At 45.7% G+C, this 15,679-nt stretch carries 14 protein-coding genes; 9 read left to right on the top strand and 5 right to left on the bottom strand.

Annotation, left to right across the window (positions count from 1 at the left end; all coding sequences use genetic code 11):
- Positions 1–17: 17 nt before the first annotated feature.
- Positions 18–1,004: a porin gene (locus AACQ93_RS04870; protein ID WP_064602570.1), complete on the bottom strand. Its 987-nt coding sequence runs from the start codon at positions 1,002–1,004 to the stop codon at positions 18–20.
- A gap of 539 nt (positions 1,005–1,543) precedes the next feature.
- Between AACQ93_RS04870 and dinG the strand changes: the two genes are divergently transcribed.
- From dinG to AACQ93_RS04830, 8 genes are all read left to right on the top strand, one after another.
- The gene (gene dinG / locus AACQ93_RS04865) at positions 1,544–3,622 is read left to right on the top strand and encodes an ATP-dependent DNA helicase DinG (RefSeq protein ID WP_064602568.1); all 2,079 of its coding nucleotides are present in this window, start codon (positions 1,544–1,546) and stop codon (positions 3,620–3,622) included.
- Between the two features lie 25 nt (positions 3,623–3,647).
- Positions 3,648–4,421, top strand: a complete 774-nt coding sequence (locus AACQ93_RS04860; protein WP_064602566.1) for a sulfite exporter TauE/SafE family protein — start codon at positions 3,648–3,650, stop codon at positions 4,419–4,421.
- 14 nt (positions 4,422–4,435) lie between these two features.
- The gene (gene priC, locus AACQ93_RS04855; RefSeq protein ID WP_007461656.1) at positions 4,436–4,987 is read left to right on the top strand and encodes a primosomal replication protein PriC; all 552 of its coding nucleotides are present in this window, start codon (positions 4,436–4,438) and stop codon (positions 4,985–4,987) included.
- Positions 4,988–4,990: 3 nt separating this feature from the next.
- Positions 4,991–5,926, top strand: coding sequence for a histone deacetylase family protein (locus tag AACQ93_RS04850; RefSeq protein WP_064602564.1), 936 nt, complete (start codon positions 4,991–4,993; stop codon positions 5,924–5,926).
- An 85-nt stretch (positions 5,927–6,011) separates the two neighbouring features.
- On the top strand, positions 6,012–6,182 hold the full coding sequence (gene rsmS / locus AACQ93_RS04845; RefSeq protein ID WP_084418971.1) for a pleiotropic regulatory protein RsmS: 171 nt from the start codon (positions 6,012–6,014) through the stop codon (positions 6,180–6,182).
- 354 nt (positions 6,183–6,536) lie between these two features.
- Positions 6,537–7,856, top strand: a complete 1,320-nt coding sequence (locus AACQ93_RS04840) for a hypothetical protein (RefSeq protein WP_064602562.1) — start codon at positions 6,537–6,539, stop codon at positions 7,854–7,856.
- Between the two features lie 195 nt (positions 7,857–8,051).
- On the top strand, positions 8,052–8,990 hold the full coding sequence (dmeF, locus tag AACQ93_RS04835) for a CDF family Co(II)/Ni(II) efflux transporter DmeF (RefSeq protein ID WP_369808735.1): 939 nt from the start codon (positions 8,052–8,054) through the stop codon (positions 8,988–8,990).
- 13 nt (positions 8,991–9,003) lie between these two features.
- Entirely contained in the window at positions 9,004–9,420 is a 417-nt protein-coding gene (locus tag AACQ93_RS04830) for a MarR family winged helix-turn-helix transcriptional regulator (RefSeq protein WP_064602556.1), read from the top strand.
- 74 nt (positions 9,421–9,494) lie between these two features.
- Here AACQ93_RS04830 and AACQ93_RS04825 read toward each other — a convergent pair whose 3' ends face one another.
- The 4 genes from AACQ93_RS04825 to AACQ93_RS04810 form a co-directional block, all read right to left on the bottom strand.
- A complete protein-coding gene (locus AACQ93_RS04825) occupies positions 9,495–10,235 on the bottom strand; it encodes a glycerophosphoryl diester phosphodiesterase (RefSeq protein ID WP_064606496.1) in 741 nt (246 codons plus the stop codon).
- 158 nt (positions 10,236–10,393) lie between these two features.
- On the bottom strand, positions 10,394–10,900 hold the full coding sequence (locus AACQ93_RS04820) for a glycine cleavage system protein R (protein ID WP_007461637.1): 507 nt from the start codon (positions 10,898–10,900) through the stop codon (positions 10,394–10,396).
- Between the two features lie 263 nt (positions 10,901–11,163).
- Positions 11,164–12,642, bottom strand: a complete 1,479-nt coding sequence (locus AACQ93_RS04815; RefSeq protein ID WP_064602554.1) for a methyl-accepting chemotaxis protein — start codon at positions 12,640–12,642, stop codon at positions 11,164–11,166.
- 269 nt (positions 12,643–12,911) lie between these two features.
- On the bottom strand, positions 12,912–13,883 hold the full coding sequence (locus tag AACQ93_RS04810; RefSeq protein WP_007461633.1) for a leukocidin family pore-forming toxin: 972 nt from the start codon (positions 13,881–13,883) through the stop codon (positions 12,912–12,914).
- 607 nt (positions 13,884–14,490) lie between these two features.
- Between AACQ93_RS04810 and AACQ93_RS04805 the strand changes: the two genes are divergently transcribed.
- On the top strand, positions 14,491–15,642 hold the full coding sequence (locus AACQ93_RS04805) for an aminotransferase class V-fold PLP-dependent enzyme (protein ID WP_064602552.1): 1,152 nt from the start codon (positions 14,491–14,493) through the stop codon (positions 15,640–15,642).
- The last annotated feature ends 37 nt before the right edge of the window (positions 15,643–15,679 follow it).

Genomic DNA, 15,679 nt, shown 5'->3' with positions numbered 1-15,679 from the left:
CTCAGATTAAAGCAATCTTAGAATAGAACTTCCATACCAACTACGTAACCGAAGCCAGCATCAGTTTTCTTGTTGTTGTTAAGTACGTCTGTGAATTCTAGGTCAGTGTAACCAACTTCACCGTATACTTTAACATTGCTGTGAAGCTGCTGAGTAACGTTAGCGTAGAAAGAGTTAACGTCATCAGAGCCAGCAGAATCTACATCGTAGAAGTTGTAACCAGCTGCGAAAGTAGTCTTGTCCATAGTGTATGAACCAGCCAGCATGATTACGTCGATGTCAGTCTTAGCTTTCGCTGCTGTTTCGTCTTCGATTTGACCGTAAGAACCAGCAAAGCTCATTGCACCCATAGTGTACTCAGCTTCTAGGTTGAAGCCGTCACGAGAGCTACCAGCACCCTTCATATCTTCTGAAGTGTATAGGTAAACACGTGCATCAAGATCACCGAAGCGAGCACCTAGACGACCATCAATAACCTGACCTTCGTCAGAAGTTTTGTCTTTACCGTCAGAGTTTAGAAGAGCAGAAACGCCAGCGTAGAACTGACCGTTGTCAAATACGTATTTGAAAACCTGGTCACCTTCGGTTGTAACGAAGTCAATTGCTTCACCACCTAGCTCAACATCTTTACCGATACCTGAATCATCAGCAATTAGTAGCTGACGACCAAATGTCATAGTACCGAAGTCACCACCGATACCAACCCATAGTTCGTCGTTCTTAACTTCTTGATCTTCGAACTTGAATGCGATGCCAGCAACAGTGTTTAGCTGATCAGTTACAGCAACTGTAGTGTTCAGAGCTAGGTCACCGTCGTCTAGACGAATTTTACCGTCAGCTTCAGTCAGGCCATTGCCTTCTTCTTCAGCATAACCTTGGTAGTACTGAACTTCAGCTGCTGCTGATAGGTCAACAGTTACACCGTCTGCATCGTATAGGTTGATACCTGCGTTAGCAGTACCTGCTACTGCTAGAACTGATAGTGCAAGAAGAGTCTTTTTCATGATATCCACTGCCTTTTCTTATTTAGACTGGAATTCCTGTTTCCAGAATTCCTTTTCTTTATATCGCCTCTGGTTTTGATTCGTTCTTTACATGAAGAAAGATAAAAAAACCAAAGATGAGTAACTTGTGGGACTCATCCTGACAGAAATTTCATCTTGATGTCAAATAACCTAAAACACACATCAAAAAACCTCAAATGGAATAACTATCAACAACTTACCCCCCTTGCTGAGTGTTTATTGCACACCATTCACCACAAAACCACTAACTGAACGCTTATTTAATAAGCACAAATAACAAGATAAAAAACTACAAAAAGAATAAAAAAACACAAATAACAGAATAAACCCCTATAGAATGACAGTGTATATAGTTAATCCATTGTTTATAAAGAGCTCACCAGTTTTTCTAAAATAGGTTCAATCTTATTTCGTGACCAAAATCCCATTTTGCTCATGAAATTATCCAGAACACGCCGACGCTCACATTTATCGGTTCGTGGTATACTGCCCGCCCCTGTCCCGACAATGTTTCAGTTATGCTACACAGCCAGATAAAACGTGATATCAAACAATGCTATGAGAACCTGGGAAACCAGCTTGACAACTTCATTCCCAGACGAGCACAAAACTATCTTGTGGCAGAAATCGCCAAAACTTTAGCTGGTGAATATCACCCAAAACACCGGATGCTAGTTGCTGAAGCAGGGACTGGAATAGGTAAATCTCTTTCATATCTGTTGGGCGGCATTCCATTTGCTTTGTTCAACAATAAAAAAATCCTGATATCCACCGCCACGGTTGCGCTTCAGGAACAGCTCATCCATAAAGACCTTCCTATGTTCAACCGCATTTTTCCTAAAGAGTTCAGCTTTATTCTGGCTAAAGGAAGGCAGCGCTATTGCTGTAGTCACAAACTGGAAGCCAGCTGTAGTACAGAGGCCGACCAACAGGTTGCACTTTGGGAAGAAAAACCTAAAAAGTCCGATTTAGAACTTTTGAAGCGAATGCTGAAAGCAAAAGAGACACAGAAGTGGGACGGAGATCGTGACAGTTGGCCAACAACGATACCGGACCGAATCTGGCAGCAAATCGTTGCCGACAAACACAGCTGTCATGCCGGTTTGCCAAAGCACCGTAACTGCCCTTTTGCCAAAGCCCGTGAGCATTTGGAAAAAGCTGATGTGATCGTTGCGAACCATGCTCTGCTGATGGCAGATATTGAACTTGGCGGAGGCATTATTCTGCCTGAGCCTGAACAAACCATTTATGTGATTGACGAAGCTCATCACCTGCCTCAGGTTGCCCGTGATTTCTCTGCCGCAGCTGCGAGCTTGATCGGGGCTTCAAACTGGCTTGAAAAGCTGAATCAATCAACAGCCAAAATGGCGGAACTTGCTGACTATAAAAAGTCAGGCCGCTTCCAGACCACACTAAATGAAAACATCGCCCACCTTATCCCGGCGCTGCGGCAAATCGCTAAAAATATCGACCCAAGCCTATTTAATAAGGATGGCATCTATCGTTTTGAGCACGGCGAACTACCGACCTGGCTGACAGAAGAAGCCAAAAGTTGTAAAGAAGCCAGCAAAAAAGCACTGCAATCACTCGGTAAAATCCATGACTTAATTGCAGAACGCCTGAAAGACAATGAAATCATGGCTCGCCTAGGCGAACCTGCTCTGGCTGAATCCGGCTTTTATTTGCAACGTCTGGAGAACCTGGAAAAAGTCTGGGCATTAATGGCTCAACCAAATAAGGATAAAGGTGCTCCGCTTGCGCGCTGGATAGAAAAGAACCCGGATCGGGAAGGCGACTATATTATTGAAGTCTCGCCGCTTGAAGTCGGCTATCGCCTTGATCAGCAACTCTGGAGCCGAGCAGCTGGCTCAGTGCTGGTATCGGCAACCATTAGAGCACTGAACAAATTTGACTACTTCTGTAAGCAAGCAGGGATCTTTGAAACAGACGGAACCCGCTTTCTGGCGCTGGCTTCCCCTTTTGACTACCAAAATAACGCCAGATTAGTTATTCCGGCGATGTCGCTGGAACCGCAGGCAGAAAAATTCACTGACCTGCTGATCAAAACGCTGCCAGAATATCTGGAAGGTGAGAAATCGAGCCTGGTTCTGTTCTCTTCCTACTGGCAGATGAACAAAGTCGCCGAAGAACTCAAACCTTTAGCGAAGAAAAATAAGTGGGAACTACTGGTTCAGGGTGAAGAATCCCGAAATGAAACCCTAAAAAAACATAAAGAAAACTGTAAAAAAGGTAAAACCAGCATTTTATTCGGTACGGGCAGTTTTTCTGAAGGGCTCGACCTGCCGGGAGACTTGCTGACTAACCTTATTATTACAAAAATCCCATTTGCAGTACCGACCTCACCGGTCGAAGAAGCTCATGCCGAATATATTGAAAGCCGTGGCGGCAATCCTTTCCTGCAGATTTCAGTACCGGAAGCCAGTAAAAAGCTGATCCAATCTGCCGGACGCCTGCTGCGAAAAGAACAGGATTCTGGTAGAGTCGTGCTGCTTGACCGCAGGGTGATTAACCGCCGCTACGGCAAGGCATTGCTGGACTCTTTACCGCCATTTAAACGCGTCATCGAATATCCATAAGACTGATCAACCAAGATAACGATTAATGATAGAAATGATTGAACCAGGTGTGATGATCATACTTGGTCTGGTAGCTTTCGCTGCAGGATTTATTGATGCCGTTGCCGGTGGAGGCGGAATGCTGACTGTCCCGGCGCTACTGTCTCTCGGGCTACCGCCACATATCGCACTGGGAACCAATAAATTAGCCGCAACGTTTGCATCATCAACTGCAGCATGGACCTATTACCGGAAGCAACTGTTTTCTCCGGCGTTCTGGCGTGCATCATTCCTGGCCACCCTTTGCGGTGCCATTGGCGGTACTTTAGTTGTAGATCTCATCAGTACCGACTTGCTTGAAAAAGTACTACCTCTAATCATTTTGGCCGTTGCTATTTACACAGTCTGGCACCCGCACCCAAAAGGCAAAGAACACAAGCTCCCGGAAAAATGTCGCCAGCTAACAAAAAAACAGTGGCTGCAGGGAAGCACTCTCGGTTTTTATGATGGCCTCGCCGGCCCCGGAACCGGAGCATTTTGGACCGTTTCAAATATGGCACTCTACCGTCTGGATATCCTTATGGCATCTGGACTGGCAAAAGCCATGAACTTCACCAGTAATATGACTTCCCTCATTACCTTTGCGGTATTGGGACATATTAATTTCGCCCTCGGCCTGACCATGGGCTTATGCTTAATGCTGGGTGCTTACATTGGTGCCCACTCTGCCATTCGGTTCGGTGCCAAATTCATCCGTCCGGTATTTGTGACGGTCGTTATCGTATTAGCCATTAAACTAGCCTGGCAAGCCTGGTTCTGATTTACGGAAACTCTATGCCTGATTTAAAACGCCTGGAAAATATCCTTGACCAACTGGCACACGAAGCGGCTCAGACAGATCGCAAACGCGGTGAAGCACAACGCCCCCTGTTTGATGAGCAGCTTTTCCTGTGCAGGAGTAAGCTACTAACCCCCTGTGTCAATGAAGTCCGCAGCGAAATCAAAGCATTGAGGGATGAGCGTAGGGCTGGAAAGTTGAATACAACCCGTACTCAGCATATCTGTGAAAAGTTAGTCGCACAGATTCAGGCAATCCAGCGAGAACTGGCAACTAAGCAGATTCGTAAAAATGAACCTAAACGAAATCAAGGCTGGCGCCGCCCGATTCATGAACTCTATCAGGATCTGGCACAACACCAGGACTGGGAACGCAGACTGGCTGCCATGCAGCGAGACAAAGAAATGATGCTTACTCGCTGTACTACACTGGCAGAACAGCAGAAAATGCAAAAAGAAGTACTGGCGCTAGATGGACGCCTGAGCCGTTGCCGTGCATCACTCGCCAAAATTGAAAAAGAGATCAGCCAGAGAGAGCGAAAAGGATAATTCATGCTACCGCTTGTTTATCATCCGATTTATTCCCAGCTCGATCTGCCTGAGGGACACCGCTACCCGATAACCAAATATCGGCGGCTTTACGATTACCTCAATTGCGAGTTAAACATTACCAATCGTGCCGTTACTGCCTTTCATCAGCCAGTCCCCATCGAAGCACATGAACTGAAAAGCCTGCATTGCCCTGATTATATTGAGGCGCTGGTAAACAATTCCCTGCCTGCTGCAAAAATGCGCAGAATTGGCTTCCCATGGAGTCAACAACTGATTGATCGTACTTTGATATCTGCCGCCGGTACCCGGCTCACCGTTGATCTTGCATTTAAACATGGGATCGGGATCCACCTCAGCGGCGGTTATCACCATGCACATCATGATTTTGGCAGCGGCTTTTGCCTGATTAATGATCTGGCTTTTGCTGCCCGCCATGCCCTGACATTAGATGGAATTGAAAAAGTAATGATCATCGACTGCGATGTCCATCAAGGCGACGGCACCGCAACCTTGTTAGCCGATGAGCCAAACATCATTACGTTTTCTGTCCACTGTGACAAAAACTTCCCGGCTCGAAAGCCGGATTCGGATATCGATCTTGCCTTACCCAAATCGACAACAACCAACGAATACCTCGAGACCTTCAAAAGCATTCTTAACTTGGCCCTTGCCCAGCACCAGCCAGATTTCATCCTCTACGATGCCGGGGTTGATATTCATAAGAATGACGAGCTCGGTTATTTCGATATCAGCCTAAACGGAATATTCGAGCGAGACCGCCTTGTATTAAGCCACTGTCACAGAGACAGGATACCTGTCGCAGCTGTCGTTGGTGGCGGATACCGTAAAGATCATCAACAATTAGTTGAACTACATACTCAGTTAGTACATGCAGCTATCGCGGTTTACCAACCAGAACGAATGTTCAGGCCATAACACCAAACCATACAATGCTGGCAAGCCTGAAAAAATGTTAAGCTCGCTGATAAGTACTTAATGACAAATTTAGACAAAAAGCATTATGACAACGAACAAAACACAAACCCCGCTTGATGATGCTCCGGAAGAGATCAAGCTGGCTGTTGACCTTATCTACCTACTCGAAAGCAACGATATCTCACCGGAAGTTGCATTATCAGCCCTTGAGATTGTAACTCAGGACCTTAAAGCAAAATTGAATCAGAACAGCTGAACCTTTCCCCTGACATAAAATCTCTATCGCAGCGCAATAACAGAATAAAGTGAACTACCCGCCAGCAGCAGTTTTCAATAACTGCTGCACTCTCTTTCTGTGTATTTTTTCACCACTACGTTCTCCGTTGAAATAATTACGTCACTAACCTCCGACGCGTCAAAAAAGTGACCAGCAATTAATCAAACTGTCAATTAATCATCTATTTTATTTAGACATCAAAAATCACAATAATTAAGTTTCATCCGATTTAATTTCTGGTGAAATATATCTAAAATACGGGCAGCGTATATTATTACTACAGCGCTAATTGTTTTTATTTTTATTGTTTAATTCCACAATCAAGGAGTCCTCATGAAGAGGGAATTTAAAATTGCAGCACTAGCTGCCGCTGTTGCACTGTCAGGGTGTGCATCTGATTCAGCGTCCACATCATCGCTCCCATTGGAAACCAACCAGGCCCAGGAGCAAGTTTCAGTTCAAATCAATAAGGTTAAGCAATCTATTGATTCAGCTGAGAAAAAACTTCAAGAGGCGAAAGAAAACAAACTTGATTGGTTTGCAACACTTCAGGTTCGTGATGCGCAAAATGCCCTTGCCGAAGCTAAAGAATATTATGCCGAATATGAACTCGATCCTAGTGAAGCTAATAGCAGCAGTGGCTTCTTCAGCTCAACAACGAATATTCAGGCGACAGAAGAAAGCCTTGCTAAATTTAATGCACATTTAACTAAAGCAGAAGCTATTCGTGTTTCAGTGCAAACAGTATTAGAAGAAGCTCTTAGCTATCGCGATCAGTTGAATAAAATTAACGCTGTTAAATATTACCCTACCTCAGCAAAACAGTTAGAGAGAAAAATTAAAACGCTTGTCGACTATGTTGCTGATGAAAAAGCAGAAAGAGCAATCAGTGCCCAGCCAGAACTTGTTCGCAAGCAGCGCGCACTTGAAGTTCGCACGGTAACCCGCATCTACCTATACGATGCACAAACAGAGCTTAAGCGCTTAAAGCAAGCCCGTATCAGCATGCATGCGCCAGAAACACTGGCTCAGGGTGCAGCAGCAGTAAAAGCAGCTGAAGCTTTCATTGCAGCCGAACCTCGCGCTACAGCGCAAATCATCGACAAAGCCGACGAAGCTATGTTCTCACTGAAGCACGCTCAGCAAATCGCTAACGTGGTGAAAAAGCTAAAAGCGATGCCAGAAAAAGACTACGAGCGCCATGTCCTGAGCTTCGAGAAGATCCTACTGAATGTCTCGCTTGCACTTGGCTCAGAAGATGTTCGTGATCAACCTATCAGCAAGCAAGGCAAACACCTTGTCGACTTCATCAAAGCTAACCAGCAAGGTGAGCAAGAGTCTGCAATTGCCCAGCAAAAACTGCGTAGCGAACTAGGTGATGAAAAAGCCCGAGCTGCAATTCTTGAGAAAAAAGTAGCTGAATTGTCTGCCCAACTTCTTGCTGCACAGCAGGCACCTGTACTACCACTAACGGCACCAGTACAAGCAGTACCAGTAGCTCCAATTAAGACAGCTACAGTTGCACCGGCTCCGGCTTCAGCTCCTGCGGCAACACCTGCAGAAGCGGCAGAGATTCAGACACCAACTCCGGCCAAACCAGAGCAGCCAGTTCAGGTACCTTCCGAAGAAGCAGCCACCGCTAACCAGGGCTAAAAAGCTCCTCTTCATTGCTTCAATTTAAAAGCGCCTTCCTGTCATCAGGGAGGCGTTTTTTTATACCCAATCTACGCTATTTGATGAAGATCCTAACAAATAGGAAATTTACCTTGATCTTCAAACTATATGATGAAAATATACTTTGAAAATCAAATAATATAAATTTCAAACTAATTTACACGGAGCAACACAGTGCATTCACACTCAATCAGCCATTGGCAACATAAACATGACTTTGTATCCATAAACCCCAACGGTGAAAAACGAACTCTTTGGGTATTGTGGCTGACCCTGCTCACTATGGTTGCCGAAATTACAGCCGGCAGCGTCTTCGGCTCAATGGCCTTGCTGGCCGATGGCTGGCATATGGGTACTCATGCGGCCGCTTTTCTTATCACCATTTTTGCCTATCGCTATGCCCGAAAGCACACCAACAACAAAGCATTTTCATTCGGTACCGGTAAGGTAAGTGTTCTGGGCGGTTTCACCAGTGCCATCGCCCTCGGCCTAGTTGCATTGCTGATGATGGTTGAATCTGTTCTGCGTCTGTTCTCCCCAGAAGCGATCCGTTTCAACGAAGCGATCCTGGTTGCGTTCATCGGACTGACGGTTAACATAGTCAGTGTCTTCTTGCTCAAAGACGATCACCACCACGATCATGATCATGATCACCACAGTCATGAACATACTCACCACCATCATGACCATAACCTGAAAGCCGCCTATTTCCACGTCCTTGCTGATGCTTTAACCTCGTTGCTTGCAATCGTTGCCCTGTTATTTGGCAAGTACTACGGCTTCAACTGGCTTGATGCCATTATGGGGATCGTCGGTGCCGTTATTATTACCCGCTGGGCCTGGGGACTGATGAAACAAACCGGTCCTATCCTGCTCGACAGCAGTATTGAAGATGGCTATCAACAACAAATCATCAATACACTGGAAGAAGGCACTGATATCAGGATCTGTGATATGCATATCTGGAAAATTAGTGCCAACCACTATGCTGCGATGATTTCGCTAGTTACCCATGAACCGAAGCCGGTGCAGGTTTACAAGCAATTACTTGAGAAATTCGATAAAATCAGCCACCTGACCATAGAAGTAAACAGCTGTCAGGACGCACACTGACAACGGATTTTTGATGAACGAGATTGAACAGTTAAACCACACCATCATTGAGTTTTACGAGAAGCTTTCATCATGGGAGCAGTCTGTCGTCAGAGGTAAAGGCTTTACCCTGCCTCAGGTGCATATCGTAGAAATTCTCGGTGTTCACGGTGCCATGCGCATGAAGGAACTGGCAGATAAGATTGGTGTAACTACCGGCACCCTGACTGTTCAGGTCGACAAAATGGTTAATGCAGATCTGATACAACGCAGACCGCACGAATCTGACCGCCGTTCAATTCTGGTTGAGCTGACAGAGAAAGGGCAGGAAATGTACCAGGAGCACGATAACCTGCACCTGGCACTGACTCAGGACATTACCGCAAAGCTGGATGACACCGAGCGACAAAACCTGCTCAGCTATCTAAAGAAAATGAATAAGGAATTCTAATTAATTCCTCTTAGAATAAAAAACGCAGGCTGAAACCTGCGTTTTTTTACGTTTTATAAATGGCTTGAAGTGATTCAGCTTTGCTTATATTTCGACGGAAAGCGATGAGCAATGTCGGTAAAGACCCCGTCCACTCCCCAATTAAATAGCTGGTTGGCCCGAGCTAAATCATTAACGGTATACACATTTATCTTGCAACCTGCCGCCTTGAACGATTCCACCATTTCCCGGGTCAAACCTTCATCTTCAGGATGGATATAGTCTGCCTCACAGGCCTGCAATACTGACTGCCAATCATCCCCAAGTGTTGCACTTTCAAACAGACAGGCAACCTGAGTCTGTGGTCGGCGACGTTTAAATTCCGCTAATGCCAAGTGATTGAAACAAGAAACGATCAACTCTCGCTCTGAATCCAGTTTCTCTAGCCCAGAGATAACATTAGTCAGCAACTTATCCGTCATCTCCCAGCCGGCAGTACACGACTTAATCTCAACATTGATATTCAGCTGATGCTGATTAACCAGCTCAATCAACTGCTCAAATGTCGGGAGCGGTTCACCAATATAATCATCATGAAACCAACTTCCGGCATCTATTTCGGTCAAATCTGCCTGAGTCATATCATAAAGGCTGCCGCTGTGGTCGGTACAACGATCAAGCGTATCATCGTGGGAAACAACTACTGTTCCATCAGACAGGATATCGACATCACACTCAATCCACTTAATACCATGCTGGCGGCACAGCGAAAACGCAGCCAGCGTATTTTCTGGTGCAAGCGCCGACATACCGCGGTGAGCAAATACTTTTTTCATTCTATGGCCTGTTACTTTCAGATATGTCTTACATAAGCAATTTGAGGTTAACTTAAAAACCAGCGATAGCCCAACAAGTTCCAACCCTGCTAATTTCAAAAAAACGGTGCGAAGCATTCACTTCGCACCGTTCCGTTATTTTTTAGTTCTGTTTGATATTAATCTACAACACTGACCCGCATATCTTCTTCGACCTGCTGCATGGCTTCCAGTAGCTGCTCGACATTCACTTCAGCAGGAACATCCACCAGCAGCTCCGCAACAAACAGTGCCTTACCCAAATCCGGAACACCGATCCTATGGTTTTCGATATGAATAATATCAATACCGATATCATCCAGAACATTAGTTAGATCGTGTACCAGTCCAGAGCGATCATTAGATTCAACTTTAAGCTTAAGCTGCTCAAATTTACCCAGCGGAACCGGCTGAGTGACATCAATAACACGTGCATGTAATTCGGGAATTCGGGTGAACTCACCTTTCAGTAGCTGCGCATTATCTGCGGGAATATCAACTTTTATGATCCCCACGATCTGGTTATCAAGGCGATTAATTTTACTGATCAACCATTTGCCGCCCAGTTCATGAGTTTTCGCTGCAAGCTGATTAATTAATTGAGGGTGATCCTGACCCGCAATGGTAATCGTCAACTGAGTGTTCATAAGCTATCCCCCTCTGTAAATACATCAATGTATTAACGCATTGTAACCACAACAAAAATATTGGTTACCCTTTGAGACTAGCAAGCAAGCTGACTTTATGCAGTGATTCACCTCATACTAACCATGCATAAAAACATACTTTTTATATGCCAAGATTGCATAAATGCAGTTCTAAGCACCGAAATCCACAACCTTTTATTCATAAAAAAATGCCAGTCAGCTTGAGCAGACTGGCATTTGATTAATAAAACTAAACGGGGAGATTAACCGTTGACCTGGTTTACACCTACTGTCCGGTATTTTTCCAGAATATCACCCAGTGCTTGAGAAGCATCTGTTAATTCTTGCACGCCGGAAACCGACTGCTCTGTTGCCGAACGAATTACACTCGACTGATTACGGATATCATGCAACTCAGAAGCAATATCGTTCGCCACCGCCGTTTGCTGCTCAGCTGCGGCAGCGATCTGAGTACTCATATCCATCACCAGCTTGGCTGACTCAGCAATCTGGTTTACGTCATCGCCGATTTCGGTGATCATCTCGCGACTCTGATATGCCTGCTCCAGCGTTTCTTCAGTGATCCGAGAGATCCCGTTAGTTTCAGCCTGAAGCTTATCGATCATCGTCTGAATCTCAACCGTAGCCTGCTGGGTTCGTCCGGCTAGGGTACGAACTTCGTCAGCAACAACAGCAAAACCTCGGCCCTGTTCACCGGCACGTGCCGCTTCAATGGCTGCATTCAACGCTAGCAGGTTAGTCTGTTCTGAAATTGCATTGATGGTCGTAATCACTTCCGTGATTTCAGTTGCTTTTTCATTGAGGCTGTTAACTGTTGCCGAAGCAGCGTCTGTCTGTTCAGACAGCTTAGTGATCACCACAATGGCGTTCTGTACTTTCTCGTTGCTCTGGCCAACTTTGGTTGCATCCTGTTCGGACTGATCACAAGCCTGCACCGCAATACCTGCGATATCTTTTGCTGACGCAGTCATCTCTTCCATCGCAGTAGCGACCGAATCCAAAGAGGCATATTGCTGATTGATCTGCTGTTCTGAGTTCTGAGCTTCCTGACCGAATGTTGACGCTGTGCCATGCAAGGTGACCGAACTTTCCTTCACCGTTTCAACCAGTTCACTCAAGGTATCCATGGTACGGTCCAGCTCGAAACCGATGATACCGAATTCATCGCGGCCTACATGGAAACCAAGGCGAGAGGTTAAATCACCGTCGGCAATACGACGAGTCGCTTGATACATCACCCACAGCGCACCACCAAGGAAAGTGGCAAGCCAGTAGCAAAGCAGACCAACAGGCGGCAATACCAACAGAGAGTAAAGAAAATGAGAGCGGGCCTGCGATTTAGCGTCATCCTCGGCATTACCAATAGACTGAGTCAATACTGCTGTGCCTTGTCCTGGTACAGCAACAGCCGCCGTCAGCACATCCCCCTGACGAGATGACACTACATTACCTGACACAAGTCGGATATTTTGTCGCGCCAATGTTTGTGTCTGCACCTCAGAACTGAGTCCTGCTGACTGAATAGTATTCATTGTTGCAGTTACTCTGGCTTCTGCCTGCATCAAGGATGCCGCCTCAATCCGTGCCAAAGCAGAATAATAATGACTGCCCGAAATACCAATAACAACCGCAGCTATTGCAATGAACAATAACCAAAACTTGTCATTGATAGACATTTTGACAAACAGACGATCGACTGTCCTGAATTCAACTTCTCTCATTTTTTTTCCATGTAAAAAGTCAAAAAAAACATGTTAACAGCTATCCCCAGCGACTTGTGATGCATAACCGATGTTTTAGTGACATGAAAAACAATTATTTCAAGAAATATAGACTGTGATCACAATTACTTAGAGTCAGCTATGAATCACAGTTAATAGATTAATTTAAGAGTTCGTTAAGAATCGAGATGAGAGATGAGAGATGAGAGAACAGTATGCGACTTTAACAGCCGCATACAAATAACTATCAGTTCCGAACAGCAAGTATCTTATTGCTTGTTTACCGCTAAGTTATTCCAATCGATAGTGAAACGAACCTGCGCCTCTGTGTAATGCGTCTTAGTACCATAATCTGACCAGGTACAAGCACTGCGGCTGAATCCTTCTTCAACCTGCTTCATTCCGGCACGGACAATCATATCCGTTTGCGGCTCTGTTCCCTGCTCAAACTCCGGAGTAAACACGTACTGAAACTTAGGTTTGAAGCCATAAATCAGGCGAGGCAGGTTTTCTTCCGGTAACAGGTTTTCGTTGTAACAGTCGGTGTAGTGGTATACGCCGGCCCACTTACCGTAGTACTGGTAATCATTGGTATAAAGCTGGTTAAGAGAAGTACTCCACTTCACCCCTGTACCGCGCTTAATTGCTGCATGTGGCTTAACCGCAGTTACATAATCCTTGCTGGAATAACGCGACGTGTAAGCAACACCTAGCTGGCTGCTCAGTGAACCAGTAAAGTTAGGTGCAGCGCCTGGTGTAGCTGTCGCCGTCAGGCCAATCGATGGAGCAACTGTTGTAGTGGAAACTGAAATGTCATTGGTTTCATTCTGTGGTGAATAATCTTCACCGAAAATTGGCGTACCACCGGCCTGGTAAATGCTGTAATCAAAAGCAACAGGATAGTTCTGAGTAAAGCGAGCCAGCAATGGCGCATCATGGGTCAGATCCACACCCGGTTTACCCGGAATATAGCCGTTACCCAATGTGATAACACGGGCTGCTTTCTTGCCATTGGTTGAGTTGTGGAACAGTTCAACCAGCAGTTTCATCTGAACCCGGCTGCCTCGGAAAGCGTACGGGAAAAGCTCAGGTTCGCTTTGCAGCACCACCTCATAGCTCTTCTTGGTGTAACCGTTTAACGCGATATCGTCGACAAGCACACTCTCAACAACATCATTAGCAGAAACTGACGCAGCAGCGGAAAGGCCCATCATTAAGGGCAGCAATATTTTCTTATTCATTATTTTATCCATTGAATTGGAACTACCAAAAAACCTAACAGCATCATTTCATGGCATCAACAAACCCCAAAACTGGACAGACCTGAATAAAACACGCTGACAAAATAGTCAAAAAATAAAACCAAAAACAGCAAAAGGAATAAGAAAAACAACGACAATACCCTTTGCCAATGCAAATTCATTCAGTGAAGATAGGATTGTCAAATAGTCATAAAGAAACAAACAGAACGCCCGCCCCCAAATGAGAATTAATGTCAATTAAATTGATCTTAATCAGATAACCTCATCAATAAAAGCTCAAAAACCACCCTTTTCGCCTCATTTTTACACAAGCGGTAATCATTAAAGAACTAAGCGATAAGTGAACAAATAGCGCTAATATTGGAAAAATTGTTACCAGTCAACCATAAGAACAACATCCATCACACATTAATGGTAACGATTGCAACAATCCGAAATTATTGCCTCTTTACAATCAAAGATATGAGACTAGGCTCACTGAAGTTCACCAATTAAATCAAGACTATAATCATCGCCTCCGGGAGCCGGCGGCACTGTCTCGTTATACGGGAAAGGTATTCGATGTTGGATAAGAGATGTTGTAGCCATGATTTACCTTGATCACGCAGCCACCAGTAACCCCAAACCCGCTTCAGTTGTTGATGCGATGACCCATTTCATCAGCCAGGGCTGCGCCAACCCCGGACGCGCCAGCCATCCGCTGGCCAATGACGGTGCACGGCTGATCTTCGAGACACGAGAAAGATTACTTAATTTTTTCGGTGCCGAAGATTCTGCCCAAGCCGTTTTCACCGGTAACATCACTGAATCACTGAACCTTGCGCTCAAGGGCTTACTGAAAGCCGGAGACGACGTTATCGTCAGCAGCATGGAACACAACGCCATGATGCGCCCTCTGCGCCAACTGGAGCAGGATGGCATCACAGTTACGGTTATTCCCTGCAACTCTGAAACTGGGCTGATCGATATCGAAGATATTGCTGCCGCCATAACCCCGGCAACAAAACTGATAGCAATTAACCATGGCTCCAACACGTTTGGCACCTTACAGCCAATCGCAGATATCGGCAGACTCTGCCGAGAGCAAAACCGTTTGTTTCTGGTTGATACTGCCCAGACAGCCGGTTGCATTCCGATTGATATGACCAAAGCCAACATCGACTTTCTGGCTTTCACCGGTCACAAAGGACTACTCGGGCCAATGGGGATTGGTGGTCTGATATTAAATTTACGGGTGCAGGAAGCGGGCCTGACTCCGCTTATTTCCGGCGGCACCGGCAGTAATTCAGAGCTGGAAACCCAACCCGATTTTCTGCCCGACGCGCTTGAAAGCGGCACCCCTAACCTTCCCGGCATTGCCGGTTTAAATGCTGGTATCAGCTGGCTTGAAGAGCAGAGCGTGGAATCTGTCTTCCAACACGAACAACAACTGACAACACAGCTACTTGAAGGGCTTAATGCCATTCCCGGGGTGAAAGTGTTCGGCCCGACAACCGAAATGCCTCGCGTCGGTGTAGTTTCGCTGATTATCGAAGGCAAGGACAACGGAGAAGTCGACGAAATGCTGGCCTATGACCACGGAATTTACTGTCGTACCGGACTGCACTGCTCGCCAGCTTCACATAAAACTATGGGGACCTTCCCTGACGGCACAGTCCGTCTGAGTGTCGGCGCATTTACTACAGCCGATGACATTAACCGGGTTCTTACTGTGATCGAGCAAATCGCTTCACATTAATCCTTCTACCCATAATTTGGGACCAATGACGAGATTC

It is taken from the genome of Photobacterium sp. J15, assembly GCF_963870815.1.
GTDB classification, from domain to species: Bacteria; Pseudomonadota; Gammaproteobacteria; order Enterobacterales; family Vibrionaceae; genus Photobacterium; species Photobacterium marinum.
This window is presented reverse-complemented; position numbering and strand designations above follow the sequence as displayed.